The sequence below is a fragment of the Myxococcaceae bacterium JPH2 genome (assembly GCA_016458225.1).
Classification (GTDB): domain Bacteria; phylum Myxococcota; class Myxococcia; order Myxococcales; family Myxococcaceae; genus Citreicoccus.
In genome coordinates, this window is the sequence record JAEMGR010000015.1 from 136650 (window position 1) to 154030 (window position 17381).

The following is a 17381-nucleotide window of genomic DNA, read 5'->3' on the forward strand; positions in this document are numbered from 1 at the left end:
AACCAGCGCCCTGCGTCATGTGGAGTGTCTTCACCGCGCGGGTAGCTTGCGACATGAGGCATTCCGCATTCGGCTCGGAGTGCCTCGCGCCTCGGCCTCGTGGTAGAGGCGCAAGATGCGAATCCTTCGCCCCCTTTCCTGGATGCTGTTGCTCCTCGCGGGCTGCGGCGAGTCAGCGACGACTCCGCCCCTCACTCCCATCGAGCGGGGTCCGCGCGCCATCGCGCTGGACGGAGACCCCAACGGCCTGTTCTGGGACGACGCCAACCAGACGCTGTACATCGCCGACGACCAGAACCACCGCATCCTCAAGTATCGCGATGGCGAGGATGTCTCGCTCGCGGTGGCCCTGCCGGATGCGCCGCCCAACAGCCCGAACCTGGGTGAGCTTGTCCGTCTCACGGACGGCACCCTGGTCACGGTCCGCTTCGGCTTCGGCACCGCGGGCGCGGTCCTCTTCGCCAGGCCCGACGGCACCACCGGCGTCGTGCCCGAGCTGCCCACCAATCGCCGCCGCATCGGCGTCACCGTCGCCCAGGACGGGCGCCTCTTCGACTCGTACTTCGTGCGCAACAGCAACGTGAACGTGGGCTCGGTCGCCGTGCTGGATTTGAACGGCTCCGAGAAGGAGTTCATCGGCGCGCTCCAGAAGCCCGTGGGCATCCTCGCCGTGGAGGACACGCTCTACATTTCGGATCAAGCCGCGGGCCGCATCCTCGCGGCGCCCCTCGCGAACCCGTCCGCGCTGAAGACCCTGGCCACGCTCACCGAGCCCGACCTGCTGGCGCTCGGGCCCCAGGGCGAGCTGCTCACGGGCACGCGGCAAGGCACGGTGCTGGGCATCTCGCCGCTCACGGGCGAGGCCCACGTGCTCGCGGGAGGTTTCCAGCAGGTTCGCGGCACCGCCTACGACGCCAAGAACCGGCGCCTGTTCGTGGCGGACCACGACGGCGACTCCACGAACGGCAGCACGCACTTCCTGCAAATCATCCCGGTGGACTGAATGCGCGCATCTTGGCTCGTGGTGCTCGGACTCGTCAGCGCGCCCGCGCTGGCGGCGGACCTGGGGCTGCGTCCCCTCTTTGTCGGAGAAGTGGACTGGCGGCAGCACGGCGCCGCCGTCGAGGGCTTTGACAACGTCGCGCTGGCCAGACTGCGCTTGGGTGTCATCGCACAGCCCGTGCCGTGGATGACCGCCATCGGCGCGGCGGAGTGGGCCCAGGAGAAGCCCGCGCTGGTGGATGCCTATCTCGCGGTGCGCCCGGGCAAGGGGCTGCGCCTCTCCATGGGCTACGCCAAGACACCGCTGTTCATCAGCGCCCATGACGAGAGCATCGAGGCGCTGCCCATTCCGGAGCTGTCGCTCGTGGCGCAGTCCTTCTGGCCTCGGCGCGACCTCGGGCTGGAGGCGCAGTGGACGCCGGAGGGACTCCCGCTGGAGACCTGGGTGCGGGTGGGCAACGGCTCTCGCAGTCCGCTGGGCAATGACAACAACCAGCCCGCGCTGGATGCCCGCGTGGATGGACGGTGGGGACGCTCGCGAGGAGATGCCACCGCGTCCTGGGGACTGCGCGCCGGCGCGGGTGTGCACGTCGAGCGAGCGTTCGACCGCCCCGGCATTGGGGGCACCGGACCGCAGGGCTTCATCTTCTACCGTCCGCCGCCCGTGACGGGTCCGCGCTCGGTGGTCGAGGCCCACGCGCGACTCGACGTGGGCGCGCTTCGAGTCCTCGCGGAGGGCGCGGCGGCGTGGGAGCGGCGCGCGCGCGACACGGACGGAAATCCCTCCACGCCTCGCGAAGCGCTCCCCACGCTGCGCAGCCAGGGCGCGTCGTTGGAGGTGTCCTATGTGGTCCTGGGCCAACCGCGCGGAGACGGACAAGGCTGGCCTCTCGCACGAGAGAGCGCGCCGAGCCCCTCGCTCGACGCCATCCCGGAGGGCGCGGTGGAGGTCGCGGCGCGCGTCGAGCGGCTGTGGCTCGGCCGTGGCGCGGCGGACGTCACGCGAGGCGGAACCACGGGCGGCGCGGTCGCGGTGCGCTGGTGGACCACGTCCTTCCTGGGCGTGGGACTCGCGGGCTACGTGCAACACCATGACGTCGCGCCCTTGGAGGAGCCGGATCAACGCACCTCCTGGCTCGCGCTCGCGCGCGCCACGGTGAGCTTCCACTGACCTCCGCGGGGCTCCGGATTTCATCCGGGTGCGCCCTGAAGAAACACGCCGACCTCGCGAAAGGTCCCGTCCATGCGCGCGCGCTCATGCAGCATGTCGCGCATGAACGCGGCACTGTCTGCTGACTCCAGCCTCACCACCGACGACGGCGCGAACCTGTCCCTCCACGTCCTGGGCGAGGGCGCGCCCGTGGTTCTCGTCCACGGCACGGGAATGGGCGCGCGCGCGCTGTGGCCGCTCGCCCAGGCGCTGGCGAACACGAACCGCGTCCTCCTGTACGACCGACGCGGCTGGGGCACGAGCACCCTCGGCAAGAGCCGCGACCTGTCCTTGGCCCGCCATGCACGGGACCTTCAATGCGTCCTGTCTACGCTCGACGCGCCCGCGACTGTGTTTGGCTGGAGCAGCGGTGGACTGATTGCCCTCGAGGCCGCGGCGCTGCGAGGCACCGCGCCCCGCGCGCTCGTGGTCTATGAAGCGCCCTTCGGCGCCAGCCGCGACAGCACCCCAGGCGCACGGGTGGACTTCCTGGCCATGCTCGCGTGGAACGGACTGCGCCAGCCGCGCCGAGCACGCCGCGCCTTCTGGGACATGGTGTCGCGTCGCGCCGAGGGACCCACGGGTTTCGAGCGCTTGTCGCCCACACGTCAATCCGAGCTGCTCGATGAGCCGGGCCCGCTCGTCGCCGAGGCGCTGGCCGGAGCAGGGACGCCGGAGGCCCTGCGCGCACTGGGCTCGGAGCTTCGCGTGCGCCTGCTCGTCGGCACCGCCAGCACGGCCTCCGCCCACCGCTGTGGCGAGCGACTCCAGGCCCTGCTCCCCCACGCCACGCGAGAGCGCGTACCGGACGCGGACCACCTGTACCCCCTCACCCAGCCCGAGGATTGCGCACAGAGGCTGCTCGACTCCGCGGAACGAAGCGCCACCCAGGCCCACTGAGCCTCTCACGCACCGCTCGGTCGGCCGGGTCCCCCGCTTTCGTGTCACACCGCCGACAGGGGAAGCGGACAGGCAGGCCGACCGGGCGGACGGGTCCTGACGCACGGGCGGTGGCAACCGCCCCAGGTTCCGGTAGGGTGCGCCCCCGCATGTCGCAGCCCACGACCTCGACCCCTTCCGCCACGACGGCCAGCCCGCAGAAGCTGTCCTGGTATCGCCGCCTCTATCTGCGCGTGGAGGCCATGTCCTCCACGCCCCATGCCGTGGCGGTGATGCTGCTCGTCTCGGTAGTGGATGGCTCCATCTTCCCCATCCCGCCCTTCGCGGTGCTGGTGCCCATGGTGCTGGCGCAGCCCAAGAAGTGGGTGCGCTACTGCCTGCTCGGCACGGTGGCCAGTCTGGTGGGTGGAATGATTGGCTATGGGCTGGGCTCGCTCATGGGCGAGGGCATCACCCAGTGGCTGCACATCGACCTGAACATGCGCGTGGACCGCTTCGGCGTCTCGGGCACCGTGGGCGATCTGCTCGGCCGCAACTTCTGGGTCCTGTCGCTGCTGTGCAGCGTGCTGCCCACCCCGTTCAAGGTCGTCGCCATCGGAAGTGGGCTGGTGTCCGTTCCGCTGGAGCGCTTCATCGTCGCGGCCATCATCGGCCGCACCGTGCGCTTCTTCCTGGTGGGTGGCGTGATGCGCTTCTTTGGCCCCACCGCGCGCCGCTGGCTGCGCGTCTGAGCCACTCCCGCTTCGCTCAGTGCCGAGCGCTCACCGCCACGACCGTTGAATCAAGCGCGGTGGACTCGCCCGTGAGCGCGGCCTCCACCGCGGCCAGCAAGACCTCCGGCCGCACGGGCTTCTCCAGCACCCGGTTGGGGACCTCGGTGAGGAAGTCGCGCGCCGCGGGCGTGTAGGCCCCGCCGGAGATGAACACGAGGCGCGCCGCCAGCGCGGGCGCCATCGTGGCCAGGTGCCGGTACACGCCGATGCCATCCGTCTCCGGCATCTGCAAATCACACAGCACCATGTCGAAGCGGTGCCCCGCCGACACCAACGCCATGGCCTCGCTGCCGCGCGTGGTGGTGACGACGTCGTGGTAGGGCTCCAGCAACAAGCGCATGGACTGCGCCAGCCGCGGCTCGTCATCCACGATGAGCACGCGCCCGCGTCGCCCGCCGCTCGTGAGCCGTGACGACTCCAGGGCGCCATGGCCCCGCGCCCCAGGCCTGGACGCAATCGCAGCCTGCGCGGGCGCCGCCGGCAGCAACATGGTGAACACCGAGCCCGCCCCGGGCTCGCTGCTCACCTGCAGCTCGCCGCCATGGGCCCGGACAATCTGCTGACAGATGGCGAGCCCCAGTCCCTGTCCCTCGCCGTTGGACTTGGTGGTGAAGAACGGGTCGAAGATGCGCGACAGCACCTGCGCGGGGATGCCGCTGCCCGTATCGGACACGTCCACGCGGGCCCGCCCCGAGGCATCCGTGCTCGTGCGCACACGCACCTCGTTGAGCGCGGGGGTGCCCTGCGGGATGGCCTGCATCGCGTTCACCAGCAGGTTGAGGAGCACCTGTCCCAGCCGCGCCTCGCTGCCCAGCACCTTGGGCACCGGCCCGAACTCCTCCACCAGCCGAGCGCGGTGGCGCAGCGCATGGCTGATGATGCGCACGGCGGGAGGCACGAGCGCGTTGAGGTCCACCAGCGCGCGGTCCGGGTCTCCCTGGCGGCTGAACACCCGCAGGTCCTTCACGATGAGCCGGATGCGCTCGGCGCCCTCCAGCGCGCCCCGGACGCTGCCCAGCGCGTCCCGCATGCCCGGGAGGCTGCCCTCGCCCAGGCTGCGCACCGCTGCCTCCAGGTTGAGCACCAGATAGGCCAGCGGGTTGTTGATTTCATGCCCCACGCCCGCGGCCAGCATGCCCACCGCGGCGACGCGCTCGGCGGCCACCAGCCGCGACTGCAGCTCCTGCGTGGCGGTGACATCCCGATGCGTGGCCACGAAGTGCGTCACCTCGGCGCCGGTCGCGCGCACGGGGGACAGCTGCATCTCGCTGCGCACGCGTCCGCCATCAGGGCGCGCGAGCGACACCTCCGCGCGCACCGAGCGCCCCTCGCACAGCGCATCCGTGATGCGCCGTTGCGAGTCCTCGTCCGCTGCCTCGTGCAGCGAATGCGGCGATCGCCCCAGCACCTCATCTGGCTTGCGCCCCAGCAGCTCGCAGAAGGCCTCATTCGCGAAGACGGTGCGCAGCTCGCCCGGCGTGACGACCTCGCTGATGAGGACGCCCTCGTGCACACCGCGCACCGTGGTGGCGAGCAACTCCAACTGCTCGGCCGCGCGCCGCTTCTCCGCGGTGCTCGCGGCCAGGAGCATGCTCGTGAGCGACGTGACGCCCACGAAGAGCTGGAGCACCAACAGGTCCTCCGTCACGTCCCCCGAGGTGAACGGCCCCAGCCGTCGCGCCGTGCCCACGATGGCCGCCGACGACATGAGCAGCGTCGCGGTGGCCGCTCCGCGAGGCCCGAAGCGCAGCGCAGCCCAGGCCGACAACGGGAACAAGAGGAAGGCCGTCGCGTGGGTGCTGGAGTGCACGCGCCCCGTGAGGAAGACGGCGACACACATCAACCCGGTGAGCCCCGCGAGCACCCACGCCTCGCGCGAAGGCCGCGTCCACCGCCCCTCCAGCCACAGGAGCAGCAAGGGCGCCACGACCCACGCGCCCATGAGGTCGCCCACCCACCAGACCCAGGCCGCGTGCGCGAAGCCCGCCAGGGGGAGCACGCCCCCGAGCCACAAGCTCACGGTGCCCATGACGGTGCTCACCCACGTGCACACCGCCATGCCCAGCCCCAGCACGACGACGTCCCGCACCCGCGCCAGCTCTCGGGAGAACCCGGCCCGCTGCAGCACCAGCGCGCCCAGCACGGCCTCCAGCGTGTTGCCGGTGGCGATGCCCAGCGTGGTGAGCAGCGAGGCGTCGTTGAGCCACGACGCGGCGAACATGGACAGGAAGATGGCCGGCCACCGCGACACGCCGAGGAGCAACAGGCCCGCCAGCGCCACCCCCGTGGGTGGCCACACCGGACTCACGCTGCCGCTCACCGTGGACAGCGACAGCCCCAGTCGGGCCGAGGCGAAATACACCCCCGCCAGCGCGAGCCCCTGCACGAGGCCGCTCCGTCTCCACGCCGACATGACTGCCTGCCGCTGCTCGCTGATGACGCGTCCCCCCGCGCCCCCCGCCGTATGACCCGACAGGTAGAACGCGCCGCATGCTAGCCGGGGTGCATCAACGTTGCACCTGCCCTCCAGTCAGCAGGCAGGCAAGCGCGCCCTGTCCACCCGCGTGCAATGGATGGGGGCCGGGTCCGTAGAAGAGAGCAAGGAGGATCACGAACGATGTCGCGTCCTGGAATGGCTGCCTTGCTGTCGTTCCTCATCCCTGGCGTGGGGCAAATCTACAATGGGGACATTCTGCGCGGAGTCTTCTGGCTCATCATCACGCCGGGCTTCTGGATAGGCACGGGTGGGATGCTGGGTTGGATCTGCCACATCATCGCCGCGGCCACGGCGTTCAACCGGGCCGAGGCCCGGGAGAAGCAGCGCTTCGGCATCGCCTGACGCACGCACCACCGGCCTCCCCAAAGTCGGGGGAGGCCGGGCCGCGGGCCTCCCCAAAGTCGGGGGAGGCCGGGCAGGCGCGAGCGGCGCGGCGCAATGCCGGTGCCCATCCTGCTGACTGGCGACACCTGTCGCCGCATCAGGAGGGACGACCTTGCGGAAGCTGACGACGGTGGGACTGCTCACGGGGCTGATGCTCGGCGGCACGGCGCTGGCGCAGGACATGACGGACAAGGCGCAGGATGCCGCCAATCAGGCGCAGGACAGCGCCAACCAGGCCAAGGACACGGCCAAGGACACGGCCAACCAGGGCATGGGCGGCTCCGGCAGCAGCCAGATGCCCTCGGACCCCAACATGGGCACGGGGGGCGCCAGCGCGACCGCGCCGAGCGGCTCCTCCATGCAGGGCGAAAAGAAGGAGATGACCGCCAAGGTGCTCGGGATGTCGTCCGACAGCCTCTTCCTGGAGGGCGACAAGGGCGTCGCCATTCCGGTGAAGGTGACGCACGAGACTCAGCTGGCGGGCAAGAAGCTCAAGAAGGATGAGCGCATCGAGTCCCACTTGAAGAAGGACTTCCAGATGGGCGAGGAGGTGCGCACCAGCTTCGAGGTGAAGCACCACAAGGACGGCAAGGTGGAGAACGTCGCCACCTCCATCGACAAGCAGTAACCGTGCGTCCGTGAGTCGCGCGGCGTGGGCCGGCGTCAGCTCCCTTGGGGGCTGACGGCCGGCACTCGCGCATCGGGCAGCACGGCTCGCTCAGTACTCAAGCGGCGGCTGCGGCCCGGGGACGATTCCGGCGATATCCGGATCCTCTTCCCCCACTCCTCGCGTGGGGCGCTCCGACTTCTCCTTCGCGCGCTCGTTCTTCTTCGCTTCTTTCTCTCGCTGGTGCTGCTGTCGCGCCAATTCCTTCTGACGCTTCGTGGACCTTCCCTGCATGGGACCCTCCCGGAGGATGAGGAGCAAAAAAGAAGCCCGGCCTCGAGGGAAGCCGGGCCTCGCGGATGCATGACGTGCAGCCGAGCCCTGAGGCTCAGACCGGGCGGACGTTCTCCGCCTGCAGGCCCTTGGGGCCCTTCTTCACGTCGAACTCCACCTTCTGGCCCTCGGCCAGGGTGCGGAATCCGTCAGCCTGGATCGCAGTGTGGTGGCAGAACACGTCCGGGCCACCGCTGTCCTGCGTGATGAAGCCGAACCCCTTCGCATCGTTGAACCACTTCACGGTACCACTCGCCATAATCTTGCTTCCTTGCCAGTGCTCTTAGGGCGTTCATCGCCAGTCTGCCCGCTCCCGTGACGAAGCGTCGACCGAGGCTCTAACCCCGAACGGGTGTGAAGTCGAGGCAGGAACCCGCCCCGAACTCGATTTCCCCGCGTGGATGTCAAGCCGTGGTCGATTCGGGAAACACGCTTCGCGAACCGTTCATTTCGGGCATTCCGCGCACGCCTGACGCACTTGCGTCACGCCCCTGGAACAAGCGCCTGCCTGCTCGCCCTTCTGCGCCTTGCGTCTACCACCGGACAGCCGAGCGAGCCCGATGGAAAGAATTAGAAATGTTCCTGCTGGTAAACACTTTGGCGCGAAGTGCCGTATCCTCCCGCCACGGGCGCGAACCGACGCGTCCACCCCCTCGTCCCGCAGTCCCTCTCCAGTGAGGCGTCTCTACCAGTGACCACCCCTGCCCGCGTGACCTTTGCCCACGGCGACGCCACTCACTTCGGAGAGGAGGTGAAGCGCCGCGTCGCGGAGTACTTCGAGAGTCGGAACCTGTCGCAGAAGGCCAACACCGCCATGGTGGTGAAGTCCTTCGTGCTGTTGGGCCTGACCTTCGGGACCTACGGCCTCCTGCTCACGAACGCCTTTGGCCCCTGGGCAATGCTTGGCATGGCCGTGGTGATGGGCGTGGGCATCGCGGGATTGGGCTTCTCCGTGGCCCATGACGGCCTCCACGGGGCCTACAGCGACAACCCCCGGGTGAACCTGGCCGCCGGGCTCGTGTTCGATTTGCTCGGCGCCAATGGGTACATGTGGAAGCTGACCCACAATGTCATCCACCATACCTATACAAATCTGATCGGCGTGGACGAGGACCTGACGGTCAGCCCGCAGCTGCGATTGTCACCGCATGCGGAGTGGAAGCCGTACCACCGCGCGCAGCACCTGTACGCGTTCTTCGCCTACGGCCTGTCGACCATCTTCTGGGTCTTCGTGAAGGACTACAAATACTTCCTCGCCAAGGACCTGGGCCCCTACAAGGGCAAGAAGCACCCGGCTTCCGAGTGGGCCATCCTCTTCGCGATGAAGGCCGTGTACTACACGTGGTCCCTGGTGGTGCCGGTGCTGGTGCTGGACGTCACCTGGTGGCAGTTCCTCATTGGCCTGCTGGCCATGCACCTGACGGCGGGGGGCATCCTGGGCATCGTCTTCCAGCTCGCGCACGTGGTGGAGGAGACGCGCCACCCGCTGCCGGATGCGAGCGGCAAGGTGGAGAACACCTGGATGGTGCACCAGCTCCAGACGACGTCGAACTTCGCCCGGAAGAACAAGCTGCTCAGCTGGTACGTGGGCGGGCTCAACTTCCAGATCGAGCACCACCTGTTCCCCAAGGTGTGCAGCGTGCACTACCCGGCCATCAGCGAGATCGTGCGGGAGACGGCCCTGAAGCACGGGCTCACCTACCCCGAGGCCGAGACCTTCCTGGACGCGGTCGGTTCCCACTACCGCACGCTGCGCGAGCTCGGGAAGCGGCCCTCGCCGGCTCCTGAGCGCGTGAACATCGCGATGGCGGCCTAGGCCCCTCGCCTCAGCTCCTGGCCGTGCGCAGCGCCGCCAGGAGCCCTTCCGCGGTGGAGACCACCGCACGGGCACCATGGGCGCGCAGCTCCGCCTCGGTGCGAAAGCCCCACGTGACGCCCACGGAGAACATGCCCGCCGCGCTCGCGGTGTCCATGTCGATGGGCGTGTCCCCCACGAAGCCGCAGTCCGCGGGCCGCGCGCCCAGCTCCTCGGCCAGCGCCAGCGCGGCCGTGGGGTCCGGCTTGCGCGGCACGCCCACCCGCTCGCCGTAGACAGCGGCGAAGCCCACGCCAGGCAGCAGCCGCTCCACCAGCCGCTTCACGAAGTCATCCGACTTGTTGCTCAGCACGCCCAGGCGCACGCCATCCCGCGCCAGCGCGGTGAGCATCGCGTGCACGCCCGGGTACGGCTGGGTCCGGTCGAACAGGTGGCCATCGTATTCCGCGTGGTAGGTGGCGAGGACAGGCGCGTGCAACTCCTCGCGGCCCTCGGGCACCGCCCGGCGGACGAGCTGCTTCACGCCCTCGCCCACGAAGCGCAGGTAGGCCGGCTCGGGGTGGATGGGCAGGCCGTGGTGGGCGAGCGCGCGGTTCATCGCCCAGGCGATGTCTCCGAGCGAGTCCACCAGCGTCCCGTCGAGGTCGAAGAGGACGGCGCGCAGGTGCATGGCGAGAGGGACTCCTGAAGCACTCCCCTGAAAGTCTCAAGGGGGTGGAAACACGAACGCCCCGACCCGCTCGGGCCAGGGCGTCCTGAAGGACTGCGACGTCGCCGGACTACGGCTTGGCGGGGGCCGCGGCGGGCTTGCCGTCCGCGGAGGCACCGCCGCGCTGGAGCACGGCGAAGTTGATGTTGTTGTAGCCCGCGGTGGCGCAGCTGAACATCACGCGCTTGATGATGCGGAACTCCACGTCCTTGTTGGCCTGGATGTTCACGTCACCCTTGAAGCCATCCGTGCTGTTCGCCATGGAGTGGAGGTCCTCGAACTGCTTGCGCATGTCCCGCAGCCGCTCCTCCAGCGCCGGGATGTTGAGGTACTCGTCCTTGGTGAGGTCATCCACGCGACCCACGATGGTGCCCGAGACGCTGACCTGCTCGTTGGACACCATCACCACCGGGTGCATCTCCACTTCCTTGACGTTGGCCGCCTCGGGAAGCTGGATGTCCTTGGTCATCATCAGCACCTCGCCCGTCGCGGAGAAGTTCGCGATGAGGAAGAGCACGATGATGACGAACATGTCGACGAGCGGGGTGATGAGCAGGTCGGCAAACCCGCTCTTCTTCCCGTGACCGCCGTGGCCGAAGACCTTGGAGTGCTCGAGCCGCTTGCCGTACCGCTTGCCAGGAACCTTGATGGCCATGGTGTGTGGGCTCCGTTCCTAGCCCATCGCCGCGGAGACGGACACCTGAGGGAGTCCGGATCCGATGCACTCGTCGATGATGCGGACCAGGTCCTCGTAACGGACCTTGTCCTCGGTCTGCAGCGTGATGGCGGTCTGGTCCGGCAACTGCGCCTTGAGTTCCTTGAAGCGCGCCACCAGCTTGACCAGGTCCGGACGGCCCTTGTCATCCCGGGTGATGGGAATGGGGTCGAACGCGCTCTGATCCGCGGTGAGGCGCAGCTCCGTGGGGGTGACGAGCAGGGTGAGCTGGACCGTCTTGGTCTTCTCCTCCTCCTGCTGTTCCTCCGTGGAGGCGCCTCCCGCCTGGGACACCTGGAGACGGCCAATCTGGGTCCAGACGGCCGTCATGATGAGGAAGCTGATGGTCACTGCCATCAAATCAATGAAGGGGACCAGATTGATGGCAACGTCGAGTGGCTTCTTGCCACCCTTACCCGAGTTGCCGAGGTCCATTCCGCCGGCCATGGCGACATCCTCCTGTGACCGTGCTGGTGATTGAACGACAAAGGGCGCGCGATCAGAGACCCACCGGGACTCCAGACAGCGCGCCCACGCTCCAGGTTCCTCGGACTACTCCTCGTCCTTGGAGACCGGCACGCTCAGGTTCTTGAACTTGTCCCGGTTGGCCACGATGAGGTTGAGCACCGCGACGCTGGTCTCGTTGATGTCGTTGATGAGGGCCTGGGTGCGGCCCATCAGCACGGAGAAGGCGATGAGCGCCGGGATGGCCGTCACCAGACCGAAGCCCGTGCAGTTCATGGCTTCAGAAATACCGTTGGCGAGGATGGTCGCCTTGTCCGCCGGGTTCACGTTCGCCACGGCCTCGAAACAGGTGATGAGACCGTTCACCGTTCCCAGGAGGCCGGAGAGCATGGCCGCGTTGCCGAGCATGGCCAGGTAGCCCGTGCGCGCCTCGAGCTTCGGCGTCTCGCGGAGGCTGGCCTCGTCGAGGGCGGCCTGGACCTCGTCCTCACCCTTCGGGACGTTCATCAGGCCGGCCTTGATGACGTTGGTCAGCGGCGTGGACTTCTGGCCGGCCACGTAGTTGATGGCCTTGTCCAGGTCACCTGCGTAGATGTGCTTCTTCAGGCCACGCAGGAAGCCCTCCTTGTTGATGGAGGACTTCATGAAGAGCACCAGGCTGCGCTCGATGATGATCGCCAGCGCGATGACGAGGCAGATGGCGATGGGGTACATACCGGCCTGGCCGGCTTCCCAACGACGACCCAGTTCCTCGATGAAAGTCTCGTTGGCGCCGCCCGCGTTCGCCAGAACGGGCAGATTGGTCACGAACCCCAGGTTCATCACTGATGGCCTCCGATGGGCGGAGCGACTCGGACTCCCGGGCCGCTCCGGCCTGCCGCCAACCCAGTGGACGTCCACTCGGGCCCACGACAGGAATAAAGAATCACGGTGCTCGCGAGTCTAGGAACCACCCCAGGGTGTGTCAAGGCAGCCTGGCCCGCGTTACACCCTGAAATCTCACAGGAATTTTGCGCTGAAGTGCCTCTTGTCCATGAACCAGAGGACACCTCTGCTGGCGCATTCCCAACCGTCGGACAAGTGCATGGCCGGCGGCTGGGGAGGAGCGCCGGGGCATGGTATGCGCGCGGACCATGGCCCGGAAGCGCATTGGAGAACTCCTGGTGGAGCGGGGGGCGATCAGCCCCGCGCAGCTCGAGGCGGGGCTCGCCGCCCAGCGACAGACCCGGCAACGACTGGGGGTGACGCTCATCGCACAGGGCGCCATCACCGAGGCGACCTTGGCGCAGGCGCTGAGCGACGCCTTGGGAATCCCGCAGGTGGACCTGGCGGCGATCACCCCAGACTGGGCCGCGGTGCACATGCTGCGCGCCCGCTTCTGCGAGCAGCATGACCTGTTCCCTTTCGCACTGGAGAGCGTGGGCGGGCGCCGGCAGCTCGTGGTGGCGCTGAGCGATCCGCTCAACGTGACGGCCGTGGAGGAGATGGAGTTCACCACCGGACTCAAGGTGAGCGCGCGCGTGGCGGCGCTGTCCGCGGTGCGCAGCGCCATCCTCCGCTACTACCACAAGGTGCCCGTGACCTCCGCGCCCCGGCCCGGAGCGCCGGAGCGCCCCGCCGCGGTGGCTCGGCCCGCGGTGGCCCGGCCCGTCGCGCGCCCCGTGACGGTGCTGGAGGAGGACGACGAGGAGGTCATCGTCGGCGAGGAGCTGCCCGCGGGCGAGAAGACCCAGCGCACCTCGCTGGCGGACCTCATCCGGGAGCGAGAGACCCAGCGCAAGCAGCGCCGGGAGCAGGCCCCCGCCGCGCGCCCGCGCGGCTCCGGCGGTGGTGGCGTGCTGGACGACCTGGACTACCTCTTCGGACAGGCTCGCGAGGAGCCCGAGCGGCTGGAGGAACTGGAGCGCCGCTTCTGGGCGCTCATGCGCATCATGGCGCGCAAGGGCCTGCTGTCGAAGGAGGAGTTCACCCGCGAGCTGGATGACGAGGCGGGCGAGGACTGAGCCCCGCCGCCCCGCTTCAGTCCACGGGCAGGGGCAGCCGCACGATGAACGTGGTGCCCTCGCCCACGGTGCTCTGCACGGTGAGGCGCCCGCCGTGGTTCTCCACGATGCCCTGGCAGATGGAGAGCCCCAGACCGGTGCCCTTCCCCTCCGGCTTGGTGGTGAAGAAGGGCTCGAAGATGCGCGTGAGGTGACGCACCTCGATGCCCGTGCCGGTGTCCCGGACCGTCACCACGGCCTCCTGCTCCTCGCGGCGGGTGGCGAGGAAGACGGAGCCCCCGGGGGCCATCGCGTGGCAGGCATTGGTGATGAGGTTGACGAAGACCTGCACCAGGTTGGCCCGCACGGCGGACAGCGGCGGCAGCTCGGCGAAGTCGCGGTGCACGCTGACGCGCGCCTGCGTCACCACGTGCTCGCAGAAGCCCACCGCCATGTCGACCACCGCGTTGAGCGCCACCCGCTCCGGCCGGTCCTGCGCGGGCCGCGCGTAGCTCACCAGGTCGCGCGTGAAGCGCAGGATGCGGTGGCTGCTCTCCAGGATTTTCTTCAGCTTCTCCTGGTCCGCGGGGTTGGCACCGGGCGTGGTGCGTGAACGCTGGAGCAGCGCGTCCGCGTACGTGGCCACGGCCGTCATGGGGTTGTTGATTTCGTGCACCACGCTGGCCGCGAGCTGACCGATGGAGGCCAGCTTCTCCGCGTGGATGATGCGCTTCTCCAGCTCCTTCACCACCGTGATGTCCTGCCCGATGGCGATGACACCCTCCACCTCCGCGTGATGCGTGAGCATGGAGGAGGTGGCGAAGGACACGCGCACTTCGGCGCCGTCGCTCGCGAGGAGCCGCGTCTCGAAGCTGTTCACCGACTCCCCGCGCATCGCCGAGGCGATGATGGGTGCCACGCGCATGTGCTCGGCCTCGGGCACGAGCGAGAAGATGTCCTTGCCCAGCACCTCATCCTTGCGCAGCCCGGTGAGCGCGCTGAGCGCCTGGTTGAAGACCACCACGCGCCGGTCCCGGTTGACCACCAGGATGAGGGCGTTGGCCTTCTCCAGCAGCTCCTCGAGGTACTTGCGCACGAACGTGAGCTCGTCGATGAGCTTCGCGTTCTTCACCGCCACGGCCACCTGATTGGCCAGCTGCAGGAGCACGCGCTCGTCATGCGCGTCGTCGGCGTCGAAGCCCTCGGGGTACTCCATGTTGATGGCCCCGAAGAGCTGACCGCTGGCCACCAGGGGCGCGCTGACCGCGCGCGTGCTCCCGTGGAACAGCAGCGGCACCTCTTGCGCCACCGTCACGCGGCCCACCGGCAACGCCGCGGTGGCCAGGTTCGTCTTCTCCACCGCGCGCTGGAAGAGGACCAGGGGCTCGTGGGCGCCCTCCTTCAGCCGGCCCTCGGCGTAGAGCGAGGTGAGCCCACCCGTCCGCGCATCCACGATGCGGATGCAGAACGCGCGACCCGGGAACAGCTCTTTCACGCCGCGCGCCACGGCGGCCACGAGTTCCTCCTCGCCGCCCGCCTCCGCCACGCTGCGGCCCAGGTCCAGCAGCACGCCCTCGGTGCGTGCCTGCTCCAGCAGCGCGCGCTCGGCCATCACCAGCCGGCCACGCGCCAGCTCCGGCTCCGTGCGCGCGCGCACCGCCACCGTCTCCGCGCGCCGCGACAGCGTCACCACCACCGCGTGCAGACCGGGCAGCGGCAGCTCCACCTCGCACGTCGCTCCGTCCAGGGGCGGATCCACCATGGCGAGCGCCTGGGTGAGCTGCTCCAGGGTGAGGTCTCGCTCCGCGCAGAAGCGACGGAAGGACTCGTTGATGACCGTCAGGCGCAGGGCCGCGTCGCAGATGGCGGCGGGCTCGTCCAACGCATCGAAGAAGGCCTCGAAGGACTCGGGAGAGACGCCACCCGTCCGACGCATGGCGAGGGTCTCACTCTTCATGGGAGGTCGCCTTGTCGAGGTCGAGGATCTGCTGCGCCCCCACGTAGGACTTCGTCTCGTAGCGGGTGATCTTCCCAATCTTGCGGACGATCTCCGCCATGCGCTCCGCCTCCCGGTAGATGATGTCCACGGGGCGGTAGGCGAAGTCCTCCTCCTTCAGCTTGCGCTTGAGCAACTCCGCGTACCCCATCACCGACGTCAACGGCTGGTTCAGCTCGTGCGCGGCGGTGCCCGCCAGCGCGACGATGACCGCGCTCTTCTCGCTCTCCTCCAGCCGCGTCTCCACGTCCGACAGCTTGCGCTCCAGCTGCACCCGGTCTCGCAGGTCCGTGAAGATGCCCACGCTGAAGGACTCGCGCCCGCCCTCGTAGACGATGGACGCCGTCATGTTCACCGGCACGCGCTCTCCCGTGCGGTGGACCAGCTCCTGGCGCACGAGCGACAACCGACCGCGACCGCCGTGCTCCTGGCTGCGCAGCTGCGCCATGATTCGGCGGGCCACCCCGGGGGGATAGAGCTTCTCCACGGTGAGGTGGGCCTGGGCCTCCTGCGCGGTGAAGCCACACATGGCCTCGGCGCCCTTGTTGTACAGGATGATGCGGCCCTTGAGGTCGGCCGCGATGATGGCGTCCACCGACGAGTCGATGAGCCGCTCGAGGAAGTCCTTCGTCTGGCGCAGCTCGTCCTCCAGCTTGCGCGCGTGCGTCACGTCCCGGAAGGACAGGATGGTGGCCGCGTCCTCGTCGCGCAGCGGCGCGGCGGACATGGACAGCGTGAGGCAGCGCCCCGCCGCGGTGCGCACCACCACGTCCACCCCCGAGCGCGCCTCGCCCCGCGCGGCGGACGTCACCAACTCCATCAACACGCCATCATCCACGGGCTGGGTCACCTGATGCAGGTGACGCCCTCGCGCCTCGGCCGCGGGCAGGTCCAGCATCGCCGCGCCCGAGGGGTTGAGCGACAACACGCAGGCCTTGTCGTCGAGGATGGCGACGCCCTCGCTGACGTGGGCGAAGAAGAGCTGGTACGGCTTGAAGGAGGCGGCCTTCTCCTCGGCCGCGAGGCGCGCGGTCTTCTCCGCCTCCGTCTGACCCCGCACCTTCTGGAGCACCGAGGCGTTGCGCAGCGCCACGGCGGTGGCGTGGGCCACGGTGGTGAGGAAGTCGATCTCCCGGGGGCTGAAGGCCCGGCGCCGTCCCGCGGCGCGCAGGAGCAACACGCCGCGCACCTCGCCCCGGATGGGCAGCGGCAGCGCGGCGATGGCGTGGATGCCTCGCGCGGCCACGGCGCGGCGCTCCACGTCACCGAGCAGCGGATGCGTGGCCGCCTCCTGCATGACCACCGGCTTGCCCGTGCGCACCACCTCGCGAATCTCGGGGTAGCGCGCCAGCTCGATGCGCAGGTCCTTGAGCGCCGGGTCGTCGCTGGCCGCGACGATGACGCCCTCGCCCGGCGTGCCGCCCAGCATCACCAGCGTGGCGCGCGCGATGTCCAGCTTCTCCGCCAGGCGGCGGGTGACGCCGTGGAGCAGCGCCTCCACGTCGGAGCTCTCCGCGTAGTCGGCCGTGAGCTCGAGCAACAGCGCCAGGTCCGTCTGGCTTCGCGCCTGTTCCTCGCGCTCGCGATGGCGCTCGGCGGCGCGCTGCAGGCGCCACGTCAGCTCGCTGGACAGGCCCTGTGGGGTGAGGATGTCCGCGGGGCGCAGCGTCTCCACCGCCGCGAAGCCGCGCTCTCCTGGGTCCACCAGGGCCAGCAAGGTGAGGTGGGGCCCGTTGAAGGACGTGAGCAACTCCACCACCGCCGGGCCGCAGCCGGGCGCGGTGAGGTCCACCAGGGCGAGGGCGGCGTCATCCGGGCTGTCCACCACGTGCAACCCGGCCCTCCCCGCGGCCTCGCTCAGTGGCTCACGGGCGGCCGAGGACGGCGGGACCAGGACGATGCCGAAGGCGGATTCCGACGAGGACGGCACGTGGGGACGTGGGGGGCGAGGGTGGGGGTGCCCCACTCTACACGTCTCGGCGAGCCAGGGGC

General features: G+C 69.2%; 17 protein-coding genes. 8 read left to right on the plus strand and 9 right to left on the minus strand.

Annotated features, from left to right (window positions below; translation table 11 throughout):
• Positions 1 to 142: 142 nt before the first annotated feature.
• From JGU66_22635 to JGU66_22650, 4 genes are all read left to right on the plus strand, one after another.
• Positions 143 to 1003, plus strand: a complete 861-nt coding sequence (locus JGU66_22635; protein ID MBJ6763576.1) for a hypothetical protein — start codon at positions 143 to 145, stop codon at positions 1001 to 1003.
• Positions 1004 to 2173, plus strand: coding sequence for a hypothetical protein (locus JGU66_22640; protein ID MBJ6763577.1), 1170 nt, complete (start codon positions 1004 to 1006; stop codon positions 2171 to 2173).
• A 102-nt stretch (positions 2174 to 2275) separates the two neighbouring features.
• Positions 2276 to 3112, plus strand: coding sequence for an alpha/beta hydrolase (locus tag JGU66_22645; protein MBJ6763578.1), 837 nt, complete (start codon positions 2276 to 2278; stop codon positions 3110 to 3112).
• Positions 3113 to 3261: 149 nt separating this feature from the next.
• A complete protein-coding gene (locus JGU66_22650; GenBank protein MBJ6763579.1) occupies positions 3262 to 3843 on the plus strand; it encodes a DedA family protein in 582 nt (193 codons plus the stop codon).
• Positions 3844 to 3859: 16 nt separating this feature from the next.
• On the opposite strand, the gene JGU66_22655 is transcribed toward JGU66_22650, so the two are convergent.
• A complete protein-coding gene (locus tag JGU66_22655) occupies positions 3860 to 6298 on the minus strand; it encodes an MASE1 domain-containing protein (GenBank protein ID MBJ6763580.1) in 2439 nt (812 codons plus the stop codon).
• A gap of 204 nt (positions 6299 to 6502) precedes the next feature.
• Between JGU66_22655 and JGU66_22660 the strand changes: the two genes are divergently transcribed.
• A complete protein-coding gene (locus tag JGU66_22660; protein ID MBJ6763581.1) occupies positions 6503 to 6724 on the plus strand; it encodes a hypothetical protein in 222 nt (73 codons plus the stop codon).
• A 154-nt stretch (positions 6725 to 6878) separates the two neighbouring features.
• Complete coding sequence (locus JGU66_22665; protein MBJ6763582.1) at positions 6879 to 7394, plus strand: hypothetical protein; 516 nt, start codon at positions 6879 to 6881, stop codon at positions 7392 to 7394.
• 90 nt (positions 7395 to 7484) lie between these two features.
• Here the strand turns inward: JGU66_22665 and JGU66_22670 are convergent, their stop codons facing one another.
• Complete coding sequence (locus JGU66_22670; GenBank protein ID MBJ6763583.1) at positions 7485 to 7667, minus strand: hypothetical protein; 183 nt, start codon at positions 7665 to 7667, stop codon at positions 7485 to 7487.
• 94 nt (positions 7668 to 7761) lie between these two features.
• Complete coding sequence (locus JGU66_22675) at positions 7762 to 7965, minus strand: cold-shock protein (GenBank protein MBJ6763584.1); 204 nt, start codon at positions 7963 to 7965, stop codon at positions 7762 to 7764.
• A 432-nt stretch (positions 7966 to 8397) separates the two neighbouring features.
• Between JGU66_22675 and JGU66_22680 the strand changes: the two genes are divergently transcribed.
• Complete coding sequence (locus tag JGU66_22680; GenBank protein ID MBJ6763585.1) at positions 8398 to 9522, plus strand: acyl-CoA desaturase; 1125 nt, start codon at positions 8398 to 8400, stop codon at positions 9520 to 9522.
• 10 nt (positions 9523 to 9532) lie between these two features.
• On the opposite strand, the gene JGU66_22685 is transcribed toward JGU66_22680, so the two are convergent.
• The 4 genes from JGU66_22685 to JGU66_22700 form a co-directional block, all read right to left on the minus strand.
• Positions 9533 to 10192, minus strand: coding sequence for an HAD family hydrolase (locus JGU66_22685; protein ID MBJ6763586.1), 660 nt, complete (start codon positions 10190 to 10192; stop codon positions 9533 to 9535).
• Positions 10193 to 10301: 109 nt separating this feature from the next.
• Positions 10302 to 10886 (minus strand): biopolymer transporter ExbD, encoded by a 585-nt coding sequence (locus JGU66_22690; protein MBJ6763587.1) that lies wholly within the window; start codon positions 10884 to 10886, stop codon positions 10302 to 10304.
• Positions 10887 to 10904: 18 nt separating this feature from the next.
• Positions 10905 to 11393, minus strand: coding sequence for a biopolymer transporter ExbD (locus tag JGU66_22695; protein MBJ6763588.1), 489 nt, complete (start codon positions 11391 to 11393; stop codon positions 10905 to 10907).
• Between the two features lie 105 nt (positions 11394 to 11498).
• Positions 11499 to 12233 (minus strand): MotA/TolQ/ExbB proton channel family protein, encoded by a 735-nt coding sequence (locus JGU66_22700; GenBank protein ID MBJ6763589.1) that lies wholly within the window; start codon positions 12231 to 12233, stop codon positions 11499 to 11501.
• Positions 12234 to 12544: 311 nt separating this feature from the next.
• Between JGU66_22700 and JGU66_22705 the strand changes: the two genes are divergently transcribed.
• Entirely contained in the window at positions 12545 to 13414 is an 870-nt protein-coding gene (locus JGU66_22705) for a general secretion pathway protein GspE (protein MBJ6763590.1), read from the plus strand.
• Between the two features lie 16 nt (positions 13415 to 13430).
• On the opposite strand, the gene JGU66_22710 is transcribed toward JGU66_22705, so the two are convergent.
• A complete protein-coding gene (locus JGU66_22710) occupies positions 13431 to 15329 on the minus strand; it encodes a PAS domain S-box protein (GenBank protein ID MBJ6763591.1) in 1899 nt (632 codons plus the stop codon).
• 10 nt (positions 15330 to 15339) lie between these two features.
• Entirely contained in the window at positions 15340 to 17319 is a 1980-nt protein-coding gene (locus JGU66_22715) for a PAS domain S-box protein (GenBank protein MBJ6763592.1), read from the minus strand.
• Positions 17320 to 17381 lie beyond the last annotated feature (62 nt).